The organism is Mesorhizobium sp. B2-1-1 (genome assembly GCF_006442975.2).
In the GTDB taxonomy this organism is placed as follows: domain Bacteria; phylum Pseudomonadota; class Alphaproteobacteria; order Rhizobiales; family Rhizobiaceae; genus Mesorhizobium.
On sequence record NZ_CP083954.1, the window covers coordinates 2,612,574 to 2,638,029 of the forward strand.

Annotated in this window: 22 protein-coding genes; 14 read left to right on the forward strand and 8 right to left on the reverse strand. The window is 64.6% G+C overall.

The window, feature by feature from the left end:
* From FJ972_RS12795 to FJ972_RS12815, 5 genes are all read left to right on the forward strand, one after another.
* Nucleotides 1–660, forward strand: a complete 660-nt coding sequence (locus tag FJ972_RS12795; protein ID WP_140499104.1) for a GntR family transcriptional regulator — start codon at nt 1–3, stop codon at nt 658–660.
* A gap of 63 nt (nt 661–723) precedes the next feature.
* Complete coding sequence (locus FJ972_RS12800) at nt 724–2,061, forward strand: ABC transporter substrate-binding protein (RefSeq protein WP_140521425.1); 1,338 nt, start codon at nt 724–726, stop codon at nt 2,059–2,061.
* 95 nt (nt 2,062–2,156) lie between these two features.
* Nucleotides 2,157–3,062: a carbohydrate ABC transporter permease gene (locus FJ972_RS12805; protein ID WP_140521586.1), complete on the forward strand. Its 906-nt coding sequence runs from the start codon at nt 2,157–2,159 to the stop codon at nt 3,060–3,062.
* Nucleotides 3,063–3,884, forward strand: a complete 822-nt coding sequence (locus FJ972_RS12810) for a carbohydrate ABC transporter permease (protein WP_140521426.1) — start codon at nt 3,063–3,065, stop codon at nt 3,882–3,884. It abuts the gene before it with no gap.
* A gap of 34 nt (nt 3,885–3,918) precedes the next feature.
* Nucleotides 3,919–4,983, forward strand: coding sequence for an ABC transporter ATP-binding protein (locus FJ972_RS12815; RefSeq protein ID WP_140521427.1), 1,065 nt, complete (start codon nt 3,919–3,921; stop codon nt 4,981–4,983).
* Nucleotides 4,984–5,047: 64 nt separating this feature from the next.
* On the opposite strand, the gene FJ972_RS12820 is transcribed toward FJ972_RS12815, so the two are convergent.
* Both FJ972_RS12820 and FJ972_RS12825 read right to left on the reverse strand, forming a co-directional pair.
* Entirely contained in the window at nt 5,048–5,353 is a 306-nt protein-coding gene (locus FJ972_RS12820) for a hypothetical protein (protein ID WP_140499097.1), read from the reverse strand.
* 220 nt (nt 5,354–5,573) lie between these two features.
* Nucleotides 5,574–6,143 (reverse strand): TetR/AcrR family transcriptional regulator, encoded by a 570-nt coding sequence (locus tag FJ972_RS12825; RefSeq protein WP_140521428.1) that lies wholly within the window; start codon nt 6,141–6,143, stop codon nt 5,574–5,576.
* A 104-nt stretch (nt 6,144–6,247) separates the two neighbouring features.
* On the opposite strand from FJ972_RS12825, the gene FJ972_RS12830 reads away from it, so the two are divergent.
* Together FJ972_RS12830 and FJ972_RS12835 are read left to right on the forward strand one after the other, a co-directional pair.
* A complete protein-coding gene (locus tag FJ972_RS12830) occupies nt 6,248–7,063 on the forward strand; it encodes an oxidoreductase (RefSeq protein ID WP_140521429.1) in 816 nt (271 codons plus the stop codon).
* 96 nt (nt 7,064–7,159) lie between these two features.
* Nucleotides 7,160–8,161, forward strand: a complete 1,002-nt coding sequence (locus FJ972_RS12835; protein ID WP_140521587.1) for an NADP-dependent oxidoreductase — start codon at nt 7,160–7,162, stop codon at nt 8,159–8,161.
* 57 nt (nt 8,162–8,218) lie between these two features.
* Here the strand turns inward: FJ972_RS12835 and FJ972_RS12840 are convergent, their stop codons facing one another.
* The 3 genes from FJ972_RS12840 to FJ972_RS12850 form a co-directional block, all read right to left on the reverse strand.
* The gene (locus tag FJ972_RS12840) at nt 8,219–8,875 is read right to left on the reverse strand and encodes a GntR family transcriptional regulator (protein WP_140521430.1); all 657 of its coding nucleotides are present in this window, start codon (nt 8,873–8,875) and stop codon (nt 8,219–8,221) included.
* A gap of 232 nt (nt 8,876–9,107) precedes the next feature.
* Nucleotides 9,108–10,139, reverse strand: a complete 1,032-nt coding sequence (locus FJ972_RS12845; RefSeq protein WP_140521431.1) for a hydroxyacid dehydrogenase — start codon at nt 10,137–10,139, stop codon at nt 9,108–9,110.
* Nucleotides 10,140–10,459: 320 nt separating this feature from the next.
* Entirely contained in the window at nt 10,460–11,965 is a 1,506-nt protein-coding gene (locus FJ972_RS12850; RefSeq protein WP_140521432.1) for a formyl transferase, read from the reverse strand.
* Between the two features lie 264 nt (nt 11,966–12,229).
* On the opposite strand from FJ972_RS12850, the gene FJ972_RS12855 reads away from it, so the two are divergent.
* Entirely contained in the window at nt 12,230–14,362 is a 2,133-nt protein-coding gene (locus tag FJ972_RS12855; RefSeq protein WP_140521433.1) for a GumC family protein, read from the forward strand.
* 1 nt (nt 14,363) lies between these two features.
* The gene (locus tag FJ972_RS12860) at nt 14,364–15,734 is read left to right on the forward strand and encodes a VpsF family polysaccharide biosynthesis protein (protein ID WP_140499081.1); all 1,371 of its coding nucleotides are present in this window, start codon (nt 14,364–14,366) and stop codon (nt 15,732–15,734) included.
* Between the two features lie 111 nt (nt 15,735–15,845).
* On the opposite strand, the gene FJ972_RS12865 is transcribed toward FJ972_RS12860, so the two are convergent.
* A complete protein-coding gene (locus FJ972_RS12865) occupies nt 15,846–16,736 on the reverse strand; it encodes a LysR family transcriptional regulator (RefSeq protein ID WP_140521434.1) in 891 nt (296 codons plus the stop codon).
* 103 nt (nt 16,737–16,839) lie between these two features.
* Between FJ972_RS12865 and FJ972_RS12870 the strand changes: the two genes are divergently transcribed.
* Nucleotides 16,840–17,709 carry an NmrA/HSCARG family protein gene (locus FJ972_RS12870; protein WP_140521435.1) on the forward strand — a complete coding sequence of 290 codons (870 nt, stop codon included), beginning with the start codon at nt 16,840–16,842 and terminating at the stop codon, nt 17,707–17,709.
* A 33-nt stretch (nt 17,710–17,742) separates the two neighbouring features.
* Here the strand turns inward: FJ972_RS12870 and FJ972_RS12875 are convergent, their stop codons facing one another.
* On the reverse strand, nt 17,743–19,002 hold the full coding sequence (locus FJ972_RS12875; protein WP_140521436.1) for a glycoside hydrolase family 5 protein: 1,260 nt from the start codon (nt 19,000–19,002) through the stop codon (nt 17,743–17,745).
* The gene (locus tag FJ972_RS12880; RefSeq protein WP_140521437.1) at nt 18,999–20,159 is read right to left on the reverse strand and encodes a DUF1972 domain-containing protein; all 1,161 of its coding nucleotides are present in this window, start codon (nt 20,157–20,159) and stop codon (nt 18,999–19,001) included. The genes FJ972_RS12875 and FJ972_RS12880 overlap by 4 nt, the downstream gene beginning before the upstream one ends.
* Before the next feature lie 294 nt (nt 20,160–20,453).
* On the opposite strand from FJ972_RS12880, the gene FJ972_RS12885 reads away from it, so the two are divergent.
* The 4 genes from FJ972_RS12885 to FJ972_RS12900 all read left to right on the forward strand — a co-directional run bounded on the left by FJ972_RS12885 (nt 20,454) and on the right by FJ972_RS12900 (nt 25,454).
* Nucleotides 20,454–21,623 carry a glycosyltransferase gene (locus FJ972_RS12885; protein WP_140516153.1) on the forward strand — a complete coding sequence of 390 codons (1,170 nt, stop codon included), beginning with the start codon at nt 20,454–20,456 and terminating at the stop codon, nt 21,621–21,623.
* Nucleotides 21,620–22,921, forward strand: a complete 1,302-nt coding sequence (locus tag FJ972_RS12890; RefSeq protein WP_181169975.1) for a hypothetical protein — start codon at nt 21,620–21,622, stop codon at nt 22,919–22,921. Before FJ972_RS12885 ends, FJ972_RS12890 begins: the two co-directional genes overlap by 4 nt.
* 480 nt (nt 22,922–23,401) lie before the next feature.
* Nucleotides 23,402–24,613: a GNAT family N-acetyltransferase gene (locus tag FJ972_RS12895; protein WP_140521438.1), complete on the forward strand. Its 1,212-nt coding sequence runs from the start codon at nt 23,402–23,404 to the stop codon at nt 24,611–24,613.
* A 22-nt stretch (nt 24,614–24,635) separates the two neighbouring features.
* Nucleotides 24,636–25,454: a class I SAM-dependent methyltransferase gene (locus tag FJ972_RS12900; protein ID WP_140521439.1), complete on the forward strand. Its 819-nt coding sequence runs from the start codon at nt 24,636–24,638 to the stop codon at nt 25,452–25,454.
* Nucleotides 25,455–25,456: the final 2 nt, after the last annotated feature.

The following is a 25,456-nucleotide window of genomic DNA, read 5'->3' on the forward strand; positions in this document are numbered from 1 at the left end:
ATGGCCAATGGCGGCGACCAGACAAATCTGCGGGAGCAGGCCTATGCCAGCTTCACGCGGCATTTGCTGGCCCGCGACCTCAAGCCGGGCCAGTTCGTGTCGCAGCGCGAACTCGTCGCGTTCACCGGCCTGCCGCTCGGCGCCATCCGCGAGATCGTGCCGCGCCTGGAAGCCGAGGGGTTGTTGACGACGATCCCGCAGCGCGGCATGCAGATTGCGCATATCGACATCAGCCTGATCCGCGAGGCCTTCCAGTTCCGCCTGTTCATGGAGCGCGAGGCGGTGGCGCTGTTCACCGTCAGCGCCTCCGACGACGAACTCGCGCGCTTGCGCCGCGAGCATGAGGACATGCTGGCGCAGGCGCTGGCGCAGACCCCGACGCCGGAGATGGAGGCCAGGGCTCAGACCATCGACTGGGCCATGCACGATACTTTCATCGATGCGCTCGGCAACGAGATCATTGCCAAGGCCTATCTGGTCAATTCGGTGAAGATCCGCCTGATCCACCAGGAACGGTTCCGCATCGACGGGCGCGTGGTGCCGGTGATGCGCGAGCATCTGAGCGTGATCGAAGCCCTCGAAAGCCGCAATCCACAAAAGGCGGTCGAGGCGATCAGCCAGCATATCGACAATGCGCGCCGGCTGGCGCTCCATATCTGAGGAAGCAGGCCGCGCCGTGCCTGTCGCGGCGCAATCGACAACGACAGCAACCGGGAGGAAGAAATGCCGTCCAATCCATTCAACCCAACCAGAAGGCAGCTCCTTGCGGGCGCCGCCATGCTCGCCGGCGCCGGCTTTGCCGGTATCCGCCCGAGCCTTGCCGCCGGCGTCGAGTGGAAGCGCTTCGCGGGCACGACGCTCGATGTCAATCTGGTGAAAAGCCCGCGCAGCGACACGCTGATCAAATATCTCGCCGAGTTCGAGGATCTGACGGGCATCAAGGTCAATGCCGAGGCGACGCCCGAGCAGCAGCAGCGCCAGAAGACGGTGATCGAGCTCAGCTCCGGCAAACCCAGCTTCGACGTCGTGCATCTGAGCTACCATGTGCAGAAGCGGCAGTTCGAGAAGGGCGGCTGGCTGGCCGACATATCGGGCTACCTTGCCGACCCGACGCTGACCGATCCGAGCCTGGTCGAAAAGGACTTTGCCGATGCCGGCATGCTGTTCGCCAAGGACGGCCAGGGCGTGCTGCGCTCGCTGCCGTTCTCGGTCGACTACTGGATAATCTACTGGAACAAGGAGCTGTTCGAGGCCAAGGGCCTCAAATACCCCGAAACCTTCGATCAGCTCGTTTCAGCCGCGGAGGCTCTGACCGACCCGTCGACCAACACCTACGGTTTCGTCGCGCGCGGCCTCAAGAACGCCAACACGCCGGTCTGGACCTCGCTGATGCTCGGCTACGACATGACGCCGCTCGACGACAAGGGCAAGCTGCGCACCACCGCGCCCGAGGCGGTGGAGGCGGCCGCCCTCTACCAGCGGCTGATGACCAAATCCGCGCCGCCCGGCGTCACCGGATTCAACTGGGCCGAAGCGCAATCCGCCTTCCTGCAAGGCAAGATCGGCATGTGGTTCGACGGCGTCGGTTTCGCGCCGCCGATGGAAAATCCGGAGAAGTCGAGGGTGGTCGGCAAGGTCGGCTACGGCGTCATGCCCAAGGGCCCCAAGGCGCATGCCTCGGGTACGTTCGGCGACGGGCTCGGCGTGACAACGGCCAGCGAGAAGAAGGAAGCCGCCTATCTCTTTTGCCAATGGGCGGTGTCGGCCGGCATGGGCGCGCGGCTGCTGCAGGCAGGTGCCGGCGTGCCGTTCCGCAAATCGGTGCTGGAAGACCCCAAGGTGCGCGAAGGCGTGACCATGCCGGCGAGTTGGCTCGATGCCGTGGTCGGCTCCGGCAATGTCAGCCGGCTGGCGCTGCCGGTCATCATCCCGGTCACCGAATTCCGCGACATCTATGGCGTGGCGCTCAGCAACCTGCTCGCCGGGGCCGACCCGGCGGAGGAACTGAAGAAGGCGACGGAACAGTTCCAGCCGGTCCTCGACAGGAGCGAGCAAGGCTGATGTCCGCAACTGCCCCAGAGCGCGCCGAGGCGACGACGAGTCGCGCCGGGGCGACGACGGATCGCGCCGGGGCGACTACGGATCGTACCGGGGTGATGAAACAGGCAAGCGAAGGGGGCCGGCCCGTCAAGCTGGCTCCCAGCTACTGGCCCTTCGTCGTCCCCGCGCTGGTCGTCGTCGGCGCCGTCATCGTCTTTCCCTGGGCCTTCACGCTGTGGATGAGCGTCAACCGCTGGACGCTTGGCCAGTCGCGAAGCTTCGCGGGGATGGAGAACTATCTGCGACTGGTCGGCGATGGGCGGTTCTGGGAATCGCTCGCGCACACTTTGTCCTACACTTTCCTCTCGGTGGCCGCGCCGATGCTGCTCGGCACGGTCGCGGCGCTGATCTTCGATGCCCGGTTCCCGCTGCGCGGCGTGCTGCGCGGCATTTTCGTGATGCCGATGATGGCCACGCCCGTCGCCGTGGCGCTGGTCTGGACGATGATGTTCCATCCGCAACTCGGCGTGCTCAACTACCTTCTGTCGCTGGTCGGCATTCCGGCGCAGGAATGGATATTCAATGCCAGGACGGTCATCCCCTCGCTGGTTGCGGTCGAGACCTGGCAGTGGACGCCGCTGGTGATGCTGATCGTGCTGGGCGGGCTGGCCTCGGTGCCGCGCGAACCCTTCGAGAGCGCCGAGATCGACGGCGCCAATGCCTGGCAGCAGTTCCGTTACCTGACCCTGCCGATGATCGCGCCGTTCCTGATGATCGCGGTGATCATCCGCACGATCGACGCACTGAAGAGCTTCGACATCATCTATGCGATGACGCAGGGTGGGCCGGGCACGGCCTCCGAGACCATCAACATCTATCTCTACAACATCGCCTTCTCTTATTACGACGTCGGCTACGGCTCGGCCATGGCGGTGGTGTTCTTCGTTCTTATCGTAGCGCTGTCCTTCGTCCTGCTGATGCTGCGCCAGCGCAGCCGCTGGACCGACGCGGAGGGCAAATAGATGCGTTCGCGACTGCTCAACCGGATCGGCCTGTTCTTCGCCGCCCTGGTCTTCGTCTCGCCGGCGATCCTGTTCTTCCTCTGGATGCTCTCGCTGTCCCTGAAATTCGAGATCGACAACGGCGCCTCGCCGCCGGTCTTCATCCCCGAGCACGTGGCCTGGTCGAACTATGCCAAGGTGTTCGAGGAGAACAATTTCCTGCTCTACTTCTGGAACTCGGTGCTGGTGACCGGCACGGCGACGCTCTTGGCGCTGCTGATCGGCGTGCCTGCCGGCTACGGCATAGCGCGGCTCAAGGCCGAACGGTCGGCGGTCGTCATCATGATCGCGCGCATGACGCCGGGGCTGTCCTATCTCATCCCGCTGTTCCTGCTGTTCCAGTGGGCGGGCATATTGGGCACGCTGTGGCCGCAGATCATCATCCATCTCGTGGTCACGGTGCCGATCGTGGTCTGGGTGATGATCGGCTATTTCGAAACCACGCCGATGGAGCTGGAGGAGGCCGCCAGCATGGACGGCGCCTCCTCATGGCAGGTGTTCCGGCTGGTCGCGTTGCCCATCGCCAGGCCAGGCATCGTGGTGGCCTTCATCCTGTCCATCATCTTCTCCTGGAACAATTTCGTCTTTGGCGTGGTGCTGGCCAGCCGCGAGACGCGGACCTTGCCGGTCGCGGTCTACAACATGCTCTCCTACGAGCAGGTGAGCTGGGGGCCGCTGGCCGCCGCCGCACTGGTGGTGACGCTGCCGGTGCTGGTGCTGACCATGTTCGCGCAAAGGCAGATCGTCGCCGGGCTGACCGCCGGCGCGGTCAAGGGCGGCTGAAGCCGACGACACTCTTTCCAGGTGAGGACATGAAATGGCAGCGGTGACCATCAACAATGTGCAGAAGGCATTCGGAGCGACCAGGATCATTCACGACGTCAGCGTCGACATCGCCGATGGCGAGTTCGTGATCCTGGTCGGACCTTCGGGCTGCGGAAAGTCGACGCTGCTGCGCATGATCGCGGGGCTGGAGACGATCTCGGCCGGCAGGATCGCCATCGGCGAGCGGGTCGTCAACGATCTCAGGGCGCGAGACCGCAACATCGCCATGGTGTTCCAGAACTACGCGCTCTACCCGCATATGACGGTGGCCGACAATATGGGTTTCGCGCTCAAGATCAAGAAAGCCGATCCGGCCGATACCGCCGGCCGCGTCAACAGGGCGGCGAGTATCCTCGGCCTGGAAAAGCTGCTCGACCGCTTCCCGCGCCAGCTTTCGGGCGGCCAGCGCCAGCGTGTCGCCATGGGGCGCGCCATCGTGCGCGACCCGCAAGTCTTCCTGTTCGACGAACCGCTCTCCAACTTGGACGCCAAGCTGCGCGTGCAGATGCGAGGCGAGATCAAGGCGCTGCACCAGCGGCTGGGCACCACCACCATCTATGTCACGCATGACCAGATCGAGGCCATGACCATGGCCGACAAGATCGTGGTGCTGCATGACGGCCTGGTCGAGCAGGTCGGCGCGCCGCTCGACCTCTACGACCAGCCGGCCAATCTCTTCGTCGCCGGCTTCATCGGTTCGCCCGCCATGAATTTCATTCGCGGCCGCATCGAGGAAGGCGTCTTCCGCAGCGCAGGCGGGCTGACCTTGCCGCTGCCGGCGCCGCTTCATCCGGCACAGGTCCCGGGCGGGGAGCTGGTCTACGGCATCCGCCCCGAACACATCCGCGCCGGCAGCCAAGGCATACCCGGCAGCGTCACGCTGCTGGAAGCCACCGGCTCGGAGATCTTCGCCAAGGTGGATTGCGGCGGCGAGGAGATAGACTGCCTTTTCCGCGAGCGGCTGGCGCTCAAGCAGGGCCAGCCGGTGCGCATCGAGGTCGACCGCGCCTGCGCGCATCTGTTCGACGCCGAAACCGGCCGGCGCGTCGGCGCATGACAACAGCCCCGCGGGACGGGGCTGTCTTCAGGGTGCGGGCTATAAAAGCCTGCTCTTTGCCGGTCTATTTGCTGCCGCCATTCGCCTTGACGCTGCTGCAGAACTCCGGATGGCTGTTGGCGGCGTTGGCGTCCTTGGCCTCGTCGTCGCAGGCCGTCATCATCATCTTCTGGTCTTCCGGAGTGAGCGCTTTCCATGCCTTCGTGAACTCGTCGCTGCTGCGCATCTTCTTCATGCTGGAGTCGGTGTAGAAGGGCTGCATCTTGGCCGGGTCGTCGAGTGCCGACGTGCCCTTGTTAGCGGCGGCGAGGGCCGAGCCCGCGAGCATCGAAAGCGTCATCGCGCCGACGCAGATCATCTTGATGTTCATGATAGGATCCTTCCCTGTTGCTCTTCGACCGTCGAAGCAACGATCTTCAAAGAAACGGAAGGTTTGGAGGAAAGTTCCGGTTCGCCATGCCAGCTGAGGCCCGGTCTGAACAAATATATTGTTCAACGGCGGCGAAACTTTCCGCTTTTTTCTTCGTTTGGCTGCATCGTTAGATTTGCAGCGGGGGCACATCGCACGGGATAGCGCCTTCCTCTTCACCCTAGCGCGGCTGGACCAGAGTCCGCGCCGCCTCCGCTCCCGCCGTCAGCATGCGATCGGACAATTCGGTTCCCTCCACCGCGCGGGACAGTTGAAGGGCGCCGATGAGCGCCGCGAAAACGCGCAATGCAACGCCCTCCGGATCAGGGATTCCAGGCGGCAACTGCGCCGATAGCTGGCGCACCAGAGTCATTAATCGTTCGGTGTAGAGCGCGCGGGTCTCGGATGGCTGACGCGCGATTTCGGGCAACAGCGCCGCCGAAGCACAGCCGGTCTCCGGATGATCCCGGTGCTCGGGCGACAAATACATGGCGAGGGCCAGATCCAGCCCTCCCGAGGCCAACGCCTCCTGCAATTGCTGCGACTGAGCCTCCAGTGCCGCGACCATGCTCTCGCGGACGAGTTCGGCCTTGGATTGAAAGTGTGGATAGAAGGCGCCGTTCGTCATGCCGGCGTCGCTCATGATGCTTGCCAGTCCGGACGCGGCGATGCCGTCACCGCGAAACCGTTCGGCGGCGACCTCCATGATCCGGCTGCGTGATGCGTCCTTCCGGCCTTTTTCGTAGCGCATGGCGCTCCTTCCGCTTCCCTATTGCATTACACCCGTAATGTGATATTACGATCATAATTCAATCATCGCCGAGAGGCAAGACCTCTCGAGTTCGGAGTCACCAGATGAACCGGAATTCAGGAAAGACGGCGATCGTGACCGGCGCCTCCTCCGGCATCGGCCGCGCCAGCGCGGAGGCTTTGGCGCGGGCGGGTTTCACCGTCTTCGGCACCAGCCGCAAAATATCAGGCCAGGGCTCGGACGGGATATCGATGCTGGTTTGTGACGTGACCGATGACGCGTCGGTCGCAGCTCTGGTTTCAGATGTCCTCGCCAGGACCGGCCGGATAGACCTTCTGATCAACAATGCCGGCGTCGGGCTGCTGGGAGGCGCGGAGGAATCCTCGGTTTCCCAGTCCAAGGCCCTGTTCGATGTCAATCTGTTCGGCGTCATGCGGATGATCAACGCGGTGCTGCCGTCGATGCGGCGGCGCGGCGAGGGGCGCATCGTCAATATCGGCTCGATCCTGGGATTGGTCCCCGCGCCGTACTCGGCCCACTATTCCGCCGTCAAGCACGCGCTCGAAGGCTATTCGGAATCGCTCGACCACGAGGTTCGCGCTTTCAACATCCGGGTTTCGGTCATCGAACCTGCCTTCGTGCGCACCGTGTTCGACCAGAACGGGCTCGAGCCCGATTCCGTCATGAAGGAATACGATCAGGCCCGCGCCGGTATCGACGCATTGCTTCGCGACGTGATGCCGAAAGCAGACCCTCCGGAAGCGGTGGCGAATGTGGTACTCAGGGCCGCCACCGAGAAGCGTCAGCGCCGACGCTACACCGCCGGCAAGACAGCCCGCCTGGTCAGCACGCTGCGGCGGTTCGCGCCCGCCGCGACGTTCGACAAGACCTTGCGCAAGCAGTTCCGCCTGCCTGCCTGAACGGAACGTGCCAAGTCGGTGCCCGCACAAGCAGTTTCGCTGCCCCGAAAGCCCGGCCTGTCCGATATCGGGATTCATTTCAAGAAAGCGAATATGATGAAAGCCTTTGTCGTCGACAAATATCAGAAGAAGGGCGCCCTGCGGCTTGCAGAGATGCCTGAGCCGGAACCGCGCGACAACGACGTCTTGATCGAGGTCCACGCCGCTGGCGTAAACCTTCTCGATTCCAAACTCCGGGACGGCGAGTTCAAACTCATATTGCCTTACCGCCCGCCCTTCATCCTTGGCCACGACGTGGCCGGCATCGTCGTTAGCGTCGGGTCGAAAGTACGCAAATTCAAGATCGGCGACGAAGTCTATGCGCGGGCGCGCGACGGCCGGATCGGGACTTTCGCCGAGTTCATCGCCGTCGAAGAAGCCGACGTGGCCGTGAAGCCCGACAGTCTCAGCATGGAGGAGGCGGCCTCCATTCCGCTGGTCGGCCTGACGGCCTGGCAAGTGCTCGTCGACAGGGCAGGGCTGAAGAAAGGGCAGAGGGTGTTCATCCAGGCCGGCTCGGGCGGTGTGGGGACATTCGCCATCCAACTGGCAAAACATCTCGGCGCCACCGTGGCGACGACGGCCAGTGCCGCGAGCGCCGATCTGGTGAGACGTCTCGGAGCCGATGTCGTCATCGACTACAAGAAGGAGGACTTCGAGAAGGTCCTGCACGGCTACGACGTCGTCCTGAACAGCCAGGACGCCAAGACGCTCGAGAAATCCCTGCATGTGCTGAAGCCGGGTGGAAAGCTCATCTCCATCTCCGGTCCACCGGATCCCGAATTCGCTAGGGACAAAGGCCTCAACATTGTCCTGAAACTGGTCCTGCGCCTGCTGAGCCGCGGCATACGCGGCAGGGCCAGACGCGCCGGGGTCGGATATTCGTTCCTGTTCATGTGGGCGCAGGGCGATCAGCTGAACAGGATCACGTCACTTATCCAATCCGGCGTCATACACCCTGTCATGGATCAGGTATTCCCATTCGAAAAGACCAACGAGGCGCTGGCCTATGTCGAGACGGGGCGCGCCAAGGGCAAGGTGGTCGTGAAGGTGAGATAGAAGGCGCCGGCGCCGCTCGGCCTGTTATCAGTCTTGCGCCTTTTAGCCAGGGCGGTCTCAGCCGCTCTCGATCTCCTGGAGATAGAACGCCTTGCTAGGCTGCAAATGGTCGACGCAGAGCTGCGCCAGCACCCAATTGTCCCGGCGCTTCAGCGCCTCGATCATCATCGCGTGGTGCTGGCGCGAGATGTCGAGCTTTTCCCTGTCGGCCAGCGAGTTAGCCCGCACCGGCAGGCTGAGGCGCATGTAATGCTCGATCGAGGCCACCAGATAGGCATTGCCGCAGGCCGAGAACATGGTGAGATGGAAACGATCATTGGCCTCGTGGATGCCGCGCAGGTAGCCGCTCTCGACATGGTCGTTATAGATGCGGAGGATCTGCGTCAGCTCTTCGATCAGCGCATCGCTCGCCGGCAGGCGGATCATCAGCGCCGCCTGGCGCTGCAGCATCTCGCGCACCTCGTAGATCTGCCGTACCTCGTCGGGCGACAGCCGCCGCACCATGGCGCCCTTGTTGCGCTCGCGCGTGACGACGCCTAGCCTTTCGAGCTGATAGAGCGCCTGTCGAATGGTATGGCGCGACACCGGGAAGCGGGCGAGCAGCACGTCCTCGATCAGGCGCGCGCCGGGCGCCAGCCTGCCGAAGATGATGTCTTCCTCCAGCGCGTGGACGATATCGGCTTCCTTGCCGCCATAATCGATCGTGTTGAGCATCGCGCTCCGTCGCGTTTTCGACAGTCTCATAGCGAGGGCCGCTCTTGCCGCCTTGCCATGGCGAAAAAAGAGAACCGGACCGCTTGGCCGGCCGGACCGATTGGCCTTGAGCCCGCCAGCTGCGCCATTACCGCCGACGGTCCCTGCCGCTTGCCGAGCCCCCAGATGGGCCGGGCGAGGGTCGTCGCTGGCCATGCTTTTGTCAAGCGACGCGAGGGACGTCGCCGCCCTGTCAGTTCCTGTCCACCGGCTTTGAGCGCATGCGCGAGACCGTTTCGCGCTCGGCGCGCTTGGAGCGCAGCGGCGGCAGGCCGCGGTCGATCAGGTCCATGTCCTCCAGCACCATGTCGCCCATGCGCTTGAAGGCGATGTCGAGCGCGCCGGCGCGGTGGGCCGAGCGCAGGAAGCCAGGCAAGGCGCGCACCGGGTGGTCCCGCGCCAGCGGCTCCTCGGGGAAGACGTCGCTGGCGGCGAGGATGTGGCCGCCCTTCACCGCCGCCATCAAAGCGGGAAAGTCGACCACGCCGGCGCGGCTGAGCAGGATGAAGGCCGCGCCTTTGCGCATCCTGGCAAAGGCGTCGGCGCCGAGGAAGCCCTGGTTCTCGCTGGTCACCGAGGCGACGACGAAGACGAAGTCGCTGACGGATAGCACCTCGTCCATCGAGGCCGGCTCGACGCCATTGTCGATCAGGATCGACGGCGGCAGCCAGGGATCGAAGACTTTTGTCCTGGTGCGGAAACCCGACAGCAGCCGGTTCAGCGCGCGGCCGAGATCGCCGAAGCCGATGATGCCGACATCGGCGCCTGACAACAGCCGCGCCGTCCGGTTGCCGTCGCCGCCCCACAATTCCTCGCCCTTGCGGAAGGCAAGGTCGGCATCGACGATGCCGCGGGCGAGGTTGAGCGCCATGGCAAGGCCGAGCTCGGCCACCGGCTCGGCGAAGACCAGGCCCGTTGTGACGACATGGATGCCGCGCGCGAACAGCGTTTCATAGGGCATGTTGTCGATGAGGTTGCTCTCGACATTGAAGACGCAGCGCAGCGCCTTCATCTTCTCCAGCGTCTCGGCCGCGATCGGCGGCTGGCCGACGATGTAGCGGGCCTCGGCCAGCACATCGGCCGGCAGTTTCGCCACGCCGTCCGGCGTCGTCTCGACGATGCGATATTTCGCCTTGAAGCGCGCCAGCTGCGGCGGCGTGAAGATGAGGTCGAGCGTGCGCGGTTCGGGCGCGCTGATGACCAGCGGCAGGGCGCTGTCGGACATGGCGAATTCCTCCCGGCGCGATCGTTTTGGCGCCCTTCTGGATCCAATCTATCCCGGATTAAACGACTTACAACATGCATACGGAGGAGGAAAATTTCGCGACAAGAAAGGCGGGATTGCGGCTGGGGCGAGGGGCCGTTCTTGCACAAGGGCCCAAAAAAGGGAAAGGGAATGCGCTTCTGGCGCCGCAACCAACCACCGCTCCATACGTTGATCCATGCCGGACCGATTCCGGCTTACTCCAGAGCCTCACCCCGCCGGCCATGACTGGCGGGGGCTTTTTGCCGGAGGGCCGTATCGACCTTATGCGCAGGCCGTCGTCAGCGCCCGCCGCTCGTTTGCTTCCAGCGCGGCGCGATCGCGGAACCGTCGATGAATTCAAGGCCGCCCGCCTCGTTGAGCGTGTGCAGCTTGCGCCCGCTCCATAACGCGCCAGGCGTCAAGATGGTCTCGACAACCTGGCTCATGCCGTCCAAGTCCAGGTGAACAATGCGTGCGATGCCGAGCGCCGCGCCATAGCTCCTGCGGCAGTCCTGCACGGGGCGCAGCAATTGGCCCTCCCGTTCTACCATGCGGCCCGCCGGTCGCGCCGAGGCGATGTCGATCAGGACGGGGTTTTTGGGGTGCGGCGTCCACGGTCCGCGAAAGTCCGGCGCCGACCACAGATGCAGCGCGTCGGAAAAGGCGCCGCCGCCGTCCCTGACGGTGGCGAACAGCCACCATCGTCCGCCATGCTCGACCAAGGTGGCATCGCTGGCGACCATGTCTGACAGCAGCGTCGCTTCCTTGACCCAGCCGCCAGGGAAGGCGGTGGCGCGGTAGAGGTCGACCGTGCGGTTGGCGCAGCTCTCCGGCACCATCCAGACTTCGCCGTCGCGCTCGAAGACGAACGGATAGGACAGGTGATAGGGCAGGTCGAGCACCGGTTCCGGGCGGCCGATCGGCCCCGACGGGCCGAACGGCACGGCGGAGATGATGGCCCGGCCCAAACAGTGGATATAGTCCTCGACGAACAGGGTCACCTTGCCCTGATACAGGATCGGGAATGGGTCGGCGTAGAAGCGGCTGCCGTCGTCGGGAAGCACCTGCCAGCCCGTTGCCGGATGCGCCCGCAGGTCGAGCAGGTCCTGCCCCTGCGTTTGCCGCCAGCCGACCTTCCAGTGCGGGGCGTTGTAGCAGAGATGGTAGATCTTCTGGACGACGCGCCGCGCCAGCGCCTTGCCGGCCCTGACGCCAAGCTTGGCGGCGGACGGCATGGCGGGCGCGGCATTGCCGTGCGCCGGCTCCGGCAGGACGGGGAGAGCGTGCCGCGCGGCGCCGGTCATCGCCGCCAGGATCAGGCTCGCGGTGCGCGCCAGCATATCCTGGAACGAGGCAAGCGCGATGCCGCCATATTCGGTGCCCAAGCGGCCTTCGGCGAGGTACGTACCGTTTTCCTCTATACGGCCAATCGGCGTTCGCCCATCGAGGATCAGCGCCAGCAGGGCTGCTTCGCCCGCGGCGCCATCATAGGTCACGCGCCAGACGCGGGTTCCTTCGCGCTGCACGTCGCCGCAGAGGTCGATCACCAGATCGGGCGCTGCCGGCGGCCGCGCTTGATAGGGTGCCAGCGCCGAAAGCGGCAGGCGTTTCGCCAGCCCGTTCGCGGACAGGCCATGGATGGCCGTCTCCAGCTGAAACAGCGCCGCGGCGCTGGGTGGTATGCCGCCCTCGGCCGGCCTGAGATCGACGGAGACCTCGACATGCGCCAGCGCCGCCAGGCGCTCCAGCAGCGTCAAGTGAAAGGCACGCGGGCATTCCCTGTCCAGGCGCAGGCTCACCTGCATGTCGCATCCTCATCGTTGTGATGTTCGATATTGGGCAGTGTTTGGACGCGGGAAACGGCCGGACGGATGAAGCTTTGCCCCATTCGATGTCGTTTCCCCGTTGCCCGCGCCGTTCCAACACCCGTGCCTCTTCTAGGCAAACTCCGTGCCAAAAATCACAAGAGCTCTCAATATAATTAACAGTGTTTTAACAGTTGGAAGCATAGCTAAGACAAAGCCGCAATTTTATCTTTGCAGGCGCATGGAGTGTTGTCGGAGCGACCCTTGCAATCATCCCTGCTCTCGTTGCCGCAACAATACGCTCCGGAGGCGATGCAATACGCGCCCGAAGCGGTGCCGTCGGCGCCCTCCTACCCGGCCTCGACCGTCGAGCTGGGCGACGTGAAGCGCATACTGGTGCGCCGCCGTTTCCTCATCTTTGCCATCACCGCGCTGCTGACCCTCGGCGCATTGCTCTATGGGCTTATGACGCCGGCGCTCTACAGCTCGGCGGCGGAAATCATCATCGACCCGCAAGACCTGCAGGTGGTCAGCAACGACGTCAATCCGAGCCAGGTGCCGCCCGACGGCGGCATAACCCGTGTGGAAAGCCAGGTCAGCGTCGTCCAGTCGACGGGGGTGCTGCTCAGGGCCATCAAGGCGACCAACCTGACTGAGGATCCTGAATTCAACGGGCAGGGCATGCTGGGACGCTTACTCGGCGGATTGCTGGGTTCGGGGTCGGGCGAAGCCGACAAGACGGCCAAGACACTCGATGCGTTGCGCGCACGCCTGGCGGTGCGGCGAGCGGACAAAGTGCTGGTCATCGAGGTGATCATCACCACCAAGAACGCCGAGAAGTCGGCGATGCTGGCCAATGCGATCGCGCAGGCCTATCTGGCGGATCAGGCGAGCTCACGCGCGCGGATGGCCAAGGACGCTTCGGACGCCATCGCCGCGCGACTGGATGAGCAGCGCAAGCGCGTCCAGCAGGCCGAGAATGCCGTCGAGGCCTACAGGTCCGCCAACAACATGGTGATGGCGGCAGGCAATCTGGTCAGCGACCAGGAACTGACCGAGCTGAATACGCAGCTTTCGGCAGCGCAAAGCCGTACCGCGGCGCTGAAGGCGCAGGTCGACCAGTTGCGCAGGTCGGGCGGGGCGCCGGACGCGACCTCGGAAGCGATGCGCTCCTCGGTGATTTCGAGCCTCAGGGCGCAGGAGGCGACGCTTGTCGACAAGGTATCGCAGTTCGGCACGGAACTTGGGCCACGCCATCCCTCGATGATCGCGGCGCAGCAGCAGCTGCGCGACACGCGTGCGCTGATCGGGCGAGAGCTCGGCCGCATCGGAGCGGCTGCCGAGACCGACTACGAGCGAGCGCTGGCCAACCAGCAGGCGCTGGAGGCCAAGGTCGCCGGCATGAAGACCAAGTCGCTCGATACGGACCAGGCTTCGGTCAAGCTGCGCGAGTTGCAGCGCGATCTCGAGGCCGTTCGCTCCGTCTATGCCAACTATCTGCAGCGTGTGCAGGAGACGCGCGAGCAGATCAACGTCGACAGCACCAATGCGCGGATCATCTCCAGCGCCCTGCCGGCCCTGAAGAAGAGCTGGCCGCCGCTGTCGCTGCTTGTCCTGGGCGCGCTCTTCGGCGGCCTGGGGCTCGGCACCGGCCTGGCGCTGATCGCGGAATATTCCTCGCCGACAGTGCTTTCCAGCGCGCAGATGCAATCGGCCATCGACGCGCCGGTGCTTGGCGTGGTGCCGGCAAAATCGGGCAACACCCGCCGCTGGTGGCCTTTTGGCGGCGCGGCCGCCGCGGCGAGCCAGAAGACGGACGCGGTTGTGGGGCTGGCGCTGAGGCGCATGTTCTCGTCGGGCCGGCGCCCGCCGGACTGGCCGCTGGTGCCGTCCATACTGGTGACGTCGCCGCCCGAGGACGCCGCGCATCGCGGCAGGGTGGCGCGCTTGCTGGCCAATGCCGCGGCCGCCCGGGGCGGCCGTATCCTGTTCATCGATACCAATGCCGGCGGCGGCCAGAAAGATCAGCAGCCGGGCGTACTCGACGTGCTGCGCGGCGAATACGGCATCGAGGCGTTGAGCCAGTATACGCCCGGCAGCAATGTCGCGCTTTTGGGCAGGGGCCGGTCAAAGGCCGTCTTCCAGGAAGCGCAGGGCGTCTATTTTGCCCAGCAGATGTTGGCCCAGGCGGGCCGCAACTTCGAACTCGTCGTCATCGATGGCGGCGCGCTGGCCGACAACCTCAATGCCTCGCCGCTGGTAGCGATGGCCGACGAAATCCTGCTCGTCGCCACGCTGAACTCGACGCCGATGCGCGATGTCGCGGCGGCCTCGCAGGCCATTTCCGTCATGGGGCGGTTGCCGACCGGCGCCTTGCTGGTCGACGAGGCGGCCTGACATGGCCGCCGTCCGGCCCGCCAGCCCGGCAGCCGGCTGGGCCGCGCCGGGTCAAGCCGCCGCCGCATCCCGCACCGGCAATTCCATCGACTGGGTGACCCGCTTCGGCCTGGTCGTCACGGTGGCGGTGCTGTTCGCCGTTTCCGGCGGCATGCTATGGCTGGTGGGCTACAATTACGACGGCCTGCTCGGCAGTCCGGCCACCAAGATCCATCCGTCGACCTATCTCCTGGTGCTGGTGTTTGCCTGGCGTTCATGCACGTTCGGCAATCCGGTCGGCTATATGGCTGCCGTTGCCGACCGGCGGCCGGCCAGCGCGCTGATGGCGGTCATCTCGGTCGTGCTCCTGGTGGTGGTCGTCGTCAGGCATCGCCCGGGCATGGCGGGCATGGTCGATACGTTCGTGACGGCGGCGCTGCTGGTGCTGATGCTGGCCGAGGACGACGACCGGACCTTCGCGCGGCTGCAGACGGTCGTTCACGCGGTGATGTCGGCGAATGCGGTGCTGGCGCTGTTCGAGTTCGCGACCAAGACGCTGGTGTTTCCCTACCGGCTCGACGGCGAGGTGTTCACGGACCTGCGCTCGACCGCGCTTCAGGGCCATCCGCTGGCCAATGCCACGATCACCGCGGTCTATGTGCTGGCGCTGCTCTCCGGCTCACGGTCGCTGTCGATGCCGCTGCGGCTTTCGCTGATCGGCCTGCAAACCGCGGCGCTGGTCGCCTTCGGCGGACGTTCGGCGATGGTGATCACGCTCGCGCTCGGCGGCATCTATCTGCTTTTCAGCGGCGTTGCCTATCTGCGGCATGGACGCGTCAGCCTGCTGGGCGCGGCCCTTGCGGTCCTGCTCGCCACGCTGCTGCCGGTGGCGGTCGCCCTTCTCTTTTCCTATGGCTTCTTCGACGCGCTGCTGGAGCGCTTCGTGTCCGACAGCGGCAGCGCCAATGCCCGCGTCGAAATGTTCGACCTCTTCAAGAATCTAGGGCTGGGCGACCTGATCGTGGGGCCTGATATCGATCTGATCGAAAGCATGCGCCGCATCAACGGCTTGGAACAAGGCATCGAGAACCCGATCATACGCATGGTGCTCTATCAGGGCGCCTTCTTTACCCTGCTGATGCTGTTCGGCTTCGTGCTGTTCATGCACGAGGTGGCACGCCGCTGCCATCCCGGCATCTGGCTGCCCATGCTGGGCTGGCTGATCCTGCTCAACACCTCCGAGACCCTCGCCTCCAAGACGACGCTGTTGACCAAATTCGTAGTGCTGGCGCTGGTGCTGTACCGGCCGGCGCGGGCGGTGGCGCGGCAAAAGACGCAAGCAGCGCGCGTAACTGGAGACGACCCGCGAAGAGGGCTGCCTCTCCACCGCTAGCGGCAGGTTCCCCCGCGTTTCGCCAAGACGCCGGCATGTGACATGGGGCTCAGCCAGGACGCCGGGAAAGCGCTTCTTAAGGCTTTCCACGCCCGAAAGCGGGTGCGGTCGTCACCTGCCAATATAGGCGGCCAGTTCATCGGGCGTGCCGTTTGGGAAGGCCTGTTTTAGAAAGTCCATGAACGCCGACACTCGCGCGCTGAGCAGCCGTCGAGAGGGGTAGAGCGTCCATAGAGCGATCTCGGGGCCGTCGATCTCCCCCCAACTTACCAGTGTGCCGTCAGCCAGGTCGTGGCTCACCAACGAAATGGGAAGACGTGCCGCACCGACGCCGGCCCGCACCGCGTCCCGGACCATGATGAGCGTCGACAAAGCGACGACCGGCTCGATCCTGATCGTTGACCGGCCGCCTTGTGTCTTCACGTGCAATGTCTGCAGATCGCCTGCCCCGCGCGCAACGCCAGGAGCGGCGAGTCCACCGGTCGGGCGAGGAAGGTCGGGGCGAGCCACCACGACCAGACGATCGCGCAGAAACGCCCGTCCGACCAGGCTTTCGTCGGGATCCGGATTGACCCGGATCACCAGGTCATAGCCTTCCTCGATCATGTCCACGGCCCGGTCCTCGGTCGTGACCTCCAGCCTCACCTCCGGATATTTGAGGGCAAACCCCGCGGCGATCCTTCCCATTGCGGTCTGAGAAAAATGCAAAGGCGCGCTGATCCGCAGCCTCCCCTTGGGTCTCTGACCGCCCGAGGCAATCGCCGAAGCGGTCTCGTCGAGTTCGGCGAGCAACGCTCCCGTCCGCTCGAAGAGCGCCCGTCCTTCTTCGGTGAGCTTGAGGTTACGCGCACCCCGTTCAAACAGGCGCAGATCAAGACTGCTTTCCAGTTCGCCAACGCGCCGGGACAGGGTTGCCTTGGGCCGGCCGGTGGCCCTTGCCGCTTTGCCGAAGCCGCCATGACGGGCAACGAGATTGAAATCGGCGAGGGCAAGGAGGTCCATGTGTGTTCCACCAGTGAGACGACGTGTCTAAAATTTCCGCCTGTTGGGCTGTTAGTGAGCCACACATATTGGAGCTGTCAAGCAATCCAACAGGAGAAATTTCATGACCATTCTCGTTACCGGCGCCACGGGCAACATTGGCCGCCAAGTCGTCGAACATCTCGTCAAGCGCGGCGCAGATGTGCGTGCTCTCGTCCGCGATCCGTCGAAAGCCAACTTCCCGGCAGGCGTCTCCGTCGTGCAAGGCGACTTTCTCGATGTCGATTCGCTGCGGAAAGCCATGTCCGGAGTCTCTACTCTGTTCCTCTTGAACGCCGTGGTACCGGACGAATTCACCCAAGCTTTGGTCGCGCTCAACGTCGCCCGATCTGCCGGCATCGAGCGGATCGTCTATCTGTCGGTGGTCCACGCTGACGTCTATGTGAACGTACCCCATTTCGCGGGCAAGTTCGGCGTCGAGCGCATGATCGAGGAGATGGACTTCAAGGCTACGATCTTGCGCCCGGCCTACTTCATCCAGAACGATCTGATGATCGAAGACGTCATCACCGGCCACGGCACCTACCCAATGCCGATCGGCGCCAAGGGGCTCGCCATGATCGACGTGCGTGATATCGCCGAGATCGCCGCCCTCGAGTTGCTGCGCCGCGAACAGTCTTCCGAGCCGCTTGCGCTCGACCGAATCAACCTCGTCGGCCCGGAGACACTGACCGGGACGGATATCGCCGCAATCTGGTCAGAGGTGCTTGGCCGCCCGATCAACTACGGCGGCGACAATACCGAAGGCTTCGAGCAAAATCTCAAGCAGCTCTTGCCCGCCTGGATGGCCTACGACATGCGCCTGATGGGCGAGCGGTTCTTGACCAACGGGATGCTGCCTGAGGCCGGCGACGTCGAGCGCCTGACCGCCTTGCTCGGACGCCCACTGCGCCCATATCGCGACTTCGCCTCGGCGATCGCTGCCTCCGCTTGACGGAAGCAAGGACAAGCAACGGGGATAGGCCGTCTAGCCCGGCATCTCCAGCCCAAGCGCCTCGATCATCGCCGGGTCCAGGGCGCGCGTGGTGTCGTCCATCATGCCCATGCCGTCGAAGAGGGCCCAGAAGGCCCAGGCAAAGCCGAACGACTCTGCGCTTTGCCTGACGTCGGCGATGTAGCGGGCGCGGTCGGGATCGGGCGCGGCGACGTAGCGGGCGTCGGTGCGCAGCGCGCCGAACTCGCCCATGATGATGCGTTCGGGCGCGATGTCATGGCTATCCGCCCAATCGCGCGCCTGGCTAAGGTATCTGTCGATGAACCAGCGGCCGGGCTGGGCGTCAAAATAGACCTTCAGCACGCGCTCGGTTTCCGCGTAGGCGGCTTTCTTGTCCGCTTCGGAGGTTTCGGCGTCCTCGGCCATGCGCGCCCGCACCGAAGCTAGCGTCGCCTCGAGCGAACCGGCCGAGGCGGGCCACGGCACGTTGTTGAGCGAACGGTAGACGGGTTCGCTCATCCACGGCGCGCCCTGGTGGCTGAACAGGTAGGGCTCATAGAAGTGGAAGGTGAACAGGATCGGTTCGAAGCGCGAGAGCGGCGCCGGATCGAGCGCGGTCAGCCCGCTCACCATGGAGCCGCAGCCACCGGTCACGACCAGCGGCAGGGTAACGGACGATGCCCTGGCTTCGGTCAGGAGCGCGAACTGGACCTGCGACCAGACGTTGGACTCGCAGGATTGCTGCGGCTCGTTGACCGGCTCCAGCGCGACCTTGCCCGATGGAAACCGCGCCAGCCGGCCGGCAAGCTCGCCGATCAGCGTCCGATAGAGATCGAAGGCGGGCGCGGCAGTGCTGGAGACCATGCGGTCCGGATTCCAATAGTGGGTCGCGCTATTGGCCTGCACGTTGACGATGATGCCGAGGTCGGCGTCGAGAGCGGCGGTGACCGCCCGATCGAGCATCGCCAGCAAACGGCCGCGCGTGCCGGCATCGCCGGCCAGGAACGGGCCGGGATCGACCGGCAGGCGGATGAAATCGAGACCTGTCGCGCGCAGCCTGCGCAGATCGGCCGCCGTCGGCACCGGCCGCTGCTGGAATGGAGGCCAGTCGTAGTCGGTACGGGGTGCGGGGAATTCGCGCGTCAGCGAAAACCAGGGGAAGGCGTTGACGCCGCGCCGGAAGCGCCATTCGCCGGTGGCGGCCAGGCTGGACGACACGGGAGAAAGCGGCGCGAACAACCCCGCCGTGGACAGCGCCGCTCCGAGAACCCGCCGGCGCGACCACGTCGTCATGCGTGCGAGGGATGGTCGACCGGGATGGCCTCGCCGGCGACGACGCCGAGCAGCCGGAAGGCTTCATTCTCGTAGGCCAGCAGCACGTCTTCCCAGCGGAAGGCTTCGCGGGCGCGCGCCCTGGCGGCCTCACCGCAACTCTCGACCAGGGCGTCGTCTTCGATGGCCCGATCGATCCGGCCGGCGCAAGTGCCGGTATCGGTGAAATAGAGGGCGGCGGCGCCCGCGGTCCACCTGTTGTAGGGATTGTCGTGGGCGATCACCATGTTGCCGGCCGCCAGCGCCTCGACCAATGACGGGTTGGTGCCGCCGACCGTGTGGCCATGCATATAGGCGCGCGCGTGGTACCGCAGCGCCTTCACGGTCGCCTGGTCATAGATGGCCCCGGGCAGAACCACCGAGCCGTTCGCGGCCTTGCGGATGGCGGCGTGATAGGAGATTTCATCTGAGAGCGTTCCAAGCACCACCAGCTTCATGTCGCGCTTTTTGCTGCAAAAGGCTTCGACGATCGGCAGGATGTTGTTGTCGGGCTCGATGCGCGCGATCGAGATCAGGTACTTTCCAGGTTCGAGCCCGAGCGCCCTGACCGGTGCCTCCGGCGCCGTCGTCACCGGATCGCCGCCATAGGGGATGGTGACGATCGCGCTGCGCGGCCGGCGTGTCGCCAAATGATCGGCGATGACAGGATGATCGGCGACGAGGCGATGCGAGGTCCAGGCGCCGATCCATTCGTTGAGCCAGAACCAGCTTCGCGCCGCCAGGCCCCATTTGGGGCGGCGCCATTCGATGCCGTCCATGTTGGTCATGATCTTGCGCCGCATCAGCCTGAGCCAGGTCAGGAAAAGCGCGCCATTGTAACCCAGCACGAGGCACACGCCGGGCCGCCGCACGGCATCGCGCACGCATTGCCAGTCGAATTCCAGCGTCGCGCGCGGACCTTTCGAGGCGACCTGGATGTGGATGAGTTCGATGCCGCGCCAGGTTTCGCTGCGCGCCCTGTGCTCGACACGCTCGACTTCGTCCTGGCAGTAAACGCCGACCCTCCAGCCGCGTCCGGCGAGGAAAAGCGCCAGCTTCTCGGCGAAGGTTTCAAAACCGCCATGGGCCGCGGGTATGCCGCGCGTTCCCAGGATCAGGATGGAGGGCTTTGATGTCATGGCCGACGGGACTTTCCGGAATGTTCATTGCACCAGAACCCACCCTGCGACTTCCAGCCGGGCAAGAGTGGGAGCAACTGTCGCAGAACGTCGTAAAAAATTCTTACCAAACGCCGGAGTTGTTTCATTATCGGTCAACTTTCCGGGCGTATCTGTATCGAAACGAGGCGTTGCCGGGGTTCCTCGGCCTAACCGTCTGGGAAAGCGGACCGGGCATGATCCTTGCTCCTGGACTTCGGCAGCCATCCGCCTCGCGCGATGCTGGATGGGGTATGAACCTGGCGGGATATTAAGATGCGGATTGCCTGCGTTCATCAGGGCTACGAACTCTATGGCTCCGACCGAAGCTTCGCGGAAAGCGTCGCAGCCCTGCGCGCCGCGTTTCCGTCCGCCGACATCGAAGTCGTGCTGCCGCGCAGCGGGCCGATCGTGCAGATCCTCGAACCGCATGCCAGCCGGATCGTCTTCGAGCCGCTCTGGGTGTTGCGGCGCCAAGCCATCCTGCGCCTCGCGACCGTCGAGATGGCGCGCCTGCCGCTGGCCTTATGGCGGGCATGGCGACGTTTGAGGCAATGCGATCTGGTCTATGTCAACACCTCGATCGTGGCCGACTATGCGCTGGCCGCCCGCCTGCTGCCTCACAAGGCTGTCCTGCATATCCACGAGATCCCCGAAGGTTTCATGCGCACGATCCTGGTCGCCTTGATGCGCTGGAGCCATGCCGACCTGATCTTCAATTCACGCGCCACGCGCGCCGCTTTCGGCATTGCCGGACGTTCACGCACGCATGTGGTCTATAATGGCGTTGCCGGCCCGCCTGCGGTCGAGCCGATGCACTATGACGGCAGCCGGCCGTTGCGGGTGCTGCTGCTCGGCCGCATCAACAGGATCAAGGGCCAGGAGGTGCTGCTCGAGGCGGTCGCCTCGATGCCGCCGGAATTGCGCTCGCGCATAGAAGTGCGGCTGGTGGGCGGCGCTTTCGAAAGCACCGAGCGCGAACTGGCCTTGGCCGAGCTGGTGAACACCATGGGATTGGCCGATCGCGTCAGCGTGCTGCCGTTCATATCGGACCCCTCGCAACACTACCGCTGGGCCGACATCGTCACCGTTCCGTCGCGGCGCCCGGAATCGCTGGGCCGCGTCGCCATCGAGGCGATGGCCTATGGTCGGCCGCCACTGGTATCGGCGATCGGCGGGCTGGTCGAGGTGGTCAGCGACGGGGAGACCGGCTGGCATGTTCCGCCGAACAACGCCGCCGCCCTTGCCGCGAAATTGCAGGCGATCATCCTGCGGCCCGAGGCCTGGCGCGGTTTTATTGCCGCCGGCCGTGCGCGCTACGAGACAGTCTTCAGCGAACCGGTCGCAGCGGCCGCGATCGCGGCGATCGCCGCCGACAAGCTGAAAGTGACGATGGCGAGGCCGGGCAGGCCGGCAACCGCCCGCCAGGCGGAGACCCGGCCGTGAAATTCCCGGTCCATCTGCTGCGACGCCTCGTGCTGATGGTCGGCGGCGAGGCGATGCAGAGCGGCTTTCACTTTGCCCTCAACATCGCGCTGCTGCACATACTGTCGGCGCAAGGTTACGGTCTCTTCGCCATCGGCATGGTGATGGGCGGCGTCGGCCTGTCGTACATCCGCTCGCTCACTGCCGTCCCCGCCTCGATATGGATGGGCAAGAGCACCAACAGTGCCGGCGTCGATGCCCATGACGTGGCCTTCGGAACAGCGGCTTTGGTAGTGTCGCTGCTGATGGCGGTCGGCACGGCGATCCTGATGCATCTGCTGGGCGATCCGAGCGGCATCGCCGCGGGCTGCTTCGTCGGCGCATGGTCGCTGCGCAGCCACATGCGCACGGCATTGTTCGCTCGGCGCCAGCAGGTGATCGTCTCCATCAGCGACGCCGCTTTCACGATCACCGGCATCATCCTGACCGGACTGACCATGTGGTTGGCGAAGGACGCGCTGCAAACCGTGTTCTATGCGCTTGCGGCCGCAAATCTACTCGGCATCGTCGTCCTGGTTCGGCTGGCGCGCCGCACACCTCGCATCAGCTTCCGCATGCCGACGCGCCGCCGCTATACAAGGCTCTGGCCGCAGCTGCGCTGGTCGGCGTTCAGCGCGACCACCACGAACATCCAGGGTCAATGCCTGGCCCTGCTGGTCGCGGGCATTGCCGGACCCGCCGCTTACGCACCGCTGGCGGCGGTCCTCGTGCTGTTTGCCCCACTACGCATCATCAGCCTTGCTCTCTTCAACATGACGCAGCCGGAGCTGGCGAAGCTGATGCGTAACAACGAAACAAGCCGTGTCTGGGCGCAAGCGAAGATCTGGTCGCTGGTCATGGGGATCGGTGGCCTCGTCTATGGATGTGCCATCCTATTCGTCCTGCCGATGATAAAATCCCAGGCCCTCCAGGATGCCTCGGTCGGATTCATCGGACTTTTCGTGATCGCGAATTTCATCCCGGTCATGCTTTATGTCATGCCTCGCATCATCCTTGAGGTCCTCGGTGATTTCCGGACCGTCGCGTTCATCACGACCGGTGGCGCAATAATCGGGCTGACGCTGATCGCAATCCTGCTGGCAATCGCGCCTCCGCCGTGGTCGCTGTTGGGTTCCGCGGTCTCCGAAATCTTCGTCCTTGCGGCGTCATGGTATTTCGCACGTCACCGCATATGGAACATCGAGCACCCGGACCAGCAGCGCGACAGCTGGTTGGGCGGGTGGCGGCGGTCGGTCCCGTTCGCCCCGGTAAAACGGTAGCAGAGACCGGTGGCAGGCGAGGCAGTGAGGGTGTAACGGACGCACGCGGCGGGAAGGCCCCGTTTGTCGTCGGCGTGGTCTCACGAATGGCCCCGACGTGGCACGACCGATCGGTGCAATTTCTGAGTGTCCATCAACGCACCGTTCATGCTTTGATGCTAGCGATCGACCTGAGCGCAAGTGCCCAACGTCTCACCGGGCCTCATGGCAGGTCGACGAGCTGGGCACGCGGGCAAAGGTTCGACTAGTTCGGCCATCGGCCGGTAGGCGAAAGCAACGAACATAATGGCGCCAAAGGTCTGGTCCTGACCGAACTTTGCCGTGGTTTACGATGCGGGGGTATCGCAAGCGCTGCCATTGGTCCGCAACCATGGCTTTCGTGCGCTCCAACGCACGGCTGCCCGGAGCGGTCCTGAGTTGGCGGGGTTTACACTGCTTGCGTGGACGATGTTTATGGCCGGCCGGGAGGACAGGAGAAGCATGTGGCAAGCCACGGGAACGGCTCCCAAGACGGATCTATCCGATGGGTTATTGTCCCCGACTGCCGCCAGCGCCGGTACAGCCGCGCGCTTCAAAGCCCGGCTGCACACCAGCCTCGACACTGTAAAGCCGCTCTGGCTGCGATTTCAGGCCGATGGCGTGTGCACCGCGCATCAGCATTATGCGTGGGTCGAGGGGATCGCCAAACGGCTGATGCCCAAAGGCGCGGAACTGCTTGTCGTCGAGGTCAACGACGCCGCCACGGGCGCGCCGGTCATGCTTTTGCCGCTGATGCGGCGCCGGGCGCCGGGCCACTCCGTGATCGAATGGTTGAGCTGCGGCGTCTGCGATTATTCGGCACCGCTGCTGGCGGATGATAGGGCATGGACCAGGCAAGGCGCCGACGCCGCATGGGCGGCAGTCCGCGCCGTGCTGCCACCGGCGGATCGCATCCATATCTTGGGAATCCCGCAACAGATCCAACGAGTCGCCAATCCTCTGGCGCTGCTTTCGGCGGCGCACGATTCCCTCCAGATCACCTCCGGCCTAATCCTGCACGGCGAACCGGAAACGCTTATCAAGCGCATCTGCAGGCCCTCCTTCGCCAAGAGCTTTCACAAGCATTGCCGCCGCCTCGAAAAGCGCGGCGGCCTGAGCCTGGTCGAGGCCGACACGCCGGCGCTGACGGAAACGCTCTTTGACACGCTCCTTGAACTGCGACTGAAGCGGTTTCGCGAGCTCGGCCGTTTCGACCTTTTGACGCAGGAGCCCGTCGTCGACTTCTACCGAGATGCCGCGCTGCATGGCCTTTCCGACGGCTCGGTGCGCATCTTCGGATTGCGCGGAGGGGAAGCCTGGCTCGCCGTCATCTATGTACTGGTCAGGAAAGGCACGCTCCATACCCTGTTGCTTGGGATCGACCAGAATGCCATTGCCCCGCCGGGACTGACGACATTTGGCAAGCTGATGATGTGGGGGCGCGGGCACGGGTTCGACTATTTCGACCTTTCGGTCGGCAGCCAGGGCTATAAGGAGCACATCGGCGCCGCCAGTTCGGTGCTGGCGGAACTGTGCCAGTCGATGACACTGCGGGGATGGGGCGCCACCGCCTATATTTCGCTGCGCTGCCGGATCGAGCTTTTCATTCGCTCCAAACCGCGGCTGCTCAAGGCCGGCCAAGGCCTGGTGCGCGGCCTGCGCCGCTTGCGCTGACAGGCAACCGAGCTGATCCGCAATGAACCCTAAAACGTACAGCATCGATTTGCAGGACCGGTCGAGAGGACGCATCGCGAGGGCGCTGCGGTTCGTCCGGCAGCAAGGAATCCTCGAACCGTTCCGGCTCGTGCGACGGCATGGCCTTGGTGACAGCGGCCGCTTCGTCGCACGCAACATCCGCCATCTCGTTGCCGACCGGCTGGCGCGCCAGTGGGATCGCGACAATGGCGTCGACACGGCGGGTTCGATCCGGCTCGACGCGCTCGATGTCGTCGGACCGCACCGGGACCAGGGCAATGAATGCGTCTGCACGTCGCCCAGATCCTTCGCCTTCATCATGGACAGGCTGACGGACGATCTTGCAGACTACACCTTCATCGATATCGGTTCGGGCAAGTCGCGCACGCTCCTGCTGGCCTCGCACTACCCGTTCGCCGCGATTGTCGGTGTGGAGTTCGCGCGGGAGCTCGTCGCAATCGCCCGGCGCAACATCGAGCGATACAAGAGCCCGGCCCAGAAATGCCGCCAGATTGCAGTTATCGAAGCGGATGCCGCGACGTATGAGTTCCCGCCGACGCCGCTGCTGGTCTATTTCTACAATCCCTTTTCCAGGGACGTGTTCGAAATCGTGCTGGGCAATCTCATGTCGTCGCTGGAACGGCACCCGCGGCCCTGCCTCGTCGTTTACGGCAGTTCGAGCCACAGGGCCATCGAATGGGCGAAGCCCGCCATCCACGATGCCGGGTCTTTCCACCAACGCGTGACGCCGCCCATGCCGCGTTTCCTCGACGCGGTGCGGACCATCGATTACGCGATCTTCGACTACCGGCCATCATAAAG

Excerpts from the sequence above, each read along its gene's own strand:
- FJ972_RS12845 (WP_140521431.1), bottom strand. The coding sequence starts at position 10,139 with ATGTCCGACAGCGCCCTGCCGCTGGTCATCAGCGCGCCCGAACCGCGC.
- FJ972_RS12835 (WP_140521587.1), top strand. The coding sequence starts at position 7,160 with ATGAAAGCCTTTGTCGTCGACAAATATCAGAAGAAGGGCGCCCTGCGG.
- FJ972_RS12895 (WP_140521438.1), top strand. The coding sequence starts at position 23,402 with ATGTGGCAAGCCACGGGAACGGCTCCCAAGACGGATCTATCCGATGGG.
- FJ972_RS12805 (WP_140521586.1), top strand. The coding sequence starts at position 2,157 with ATGAAACAGGCAAGCGAAGGGGGCCGGCCCGTCAAGCTGGCTCCCAGC.
- FJ972_RS12820 (WP_140499097.1), bottom strand. The coding sequence starts at position 5,353 with ATGAACATCAAGATGATCTGCGTCGGCGCGATGACGCTTTCGATGCTC.
- FJ972_RS12830 (WP_140521429.1), top strand. The coding sequence starts at position 6,248 with ATGAACCGGAATTCAGGAAAGACGGCGATCGTGACCGGCGCCTCCTCC.
- FJ972_RS12870 (WP_140521435.1), top strand. The coding sequence starts at position 16,840 with ATGACCATTCTCGTTACCGGCGCCACGGGCAACATTGGCCGCCAAGTC.
- FJ972_RS12850 (WP_140521432.1), bottom strand. The coding sequence starts at position 11,965 with ATGCAGGTGAGCCTGCGCCTGGACAGGGAATGCCCGCGTGCCTTTCAC.
- FJ972_RS12885 (WP_140516153.1), top strand. The coding sequence starts at position 20,454 with ATGCGGATTGCCTGCGTTCATCAGGGCTACGAACTCTATGGCTCCGAC.
- FJ972_RS12825 (WP_140521428.1), bottom strand. The coding sequence starts at position 6,143 with ATGCGCTACGAAAAAGGCCGGAAGGACGCATCACGCAGCCGGATCATG.
- FJ972_RS12840 (WP_140521430.1), bottom strand. The coding sequence starts at position 8,875 with ATGCTCAACACGATCGATTATGGCGGCAAGGAAGCCGATATCGTCCAC.
- FJ972_RS12815 (WP_140521427.1), top strand. The coding sequence starts at position 3,919 with ATGGCAGCGGTGACCATCAACAATGTGCAGAAGGCATTCGGAGCGACC.
- FJ972_RS12875 (WP_140521436.1), bottom strand. The coding sequence starts at position 19,002 with ATGACGACGTGGTCGCGCCGGCGGGTTCTCGGAGCGGCGCTGTCCACG.
- FJ972_RS12860 (WP_140499081.1), top strand. The coding sequence starts at position 14,364 with ATGGCCGCCGTCCGGCCCGCCAGCCCGGCAGCCGGCTGGGCCGCGCCG.
- FJ972_RS12795 (WP_140499104.1), top strand. The coding sequence starts at position 1 with ATGGCCAATGGCGGCGACCAGACAAATCTGCGGGAGCAGGCCTATGCC.
- FJ972_RS12865 (WP_140521434.1), bottom strand. The coding sequence starts at position 16,736 with ATGGACCTCCTTGCCCTCGCCGATTTCAATCTCGTTGCCCGTCATGGC.
- FJ972_RS12810 (WP_140521426.1), top strand. The coding sequence starts at position 3,063 with ATGCGTTCGCGACTGCTCAACCGGATCGGCCTGTTCTTCGCCGCCCTG.
- FJ972_RS12800 (WP_140521425.1), top strand. The coding sequence starts at position 724 with ATGCCGTCCAATCCATTCAACCCAACCAGAAGGCAGCTCCTTGCGGGC.
- FJ972_RS12900 (WP_140521439.1), top strand. The coding sequence starts at position 24,636 with ATGAACCCTAAAACGTACAGCATCGATTTGCAGGACCGGTCGAGAGGA.
- FJ972_RS12880 (WP_140521437.1), bottom strand. The coding sequence starts at position 20,159 with ATGACATCAAAGCCCTCCATCCTGATCCTGGGAACGCGCGGCATACCC.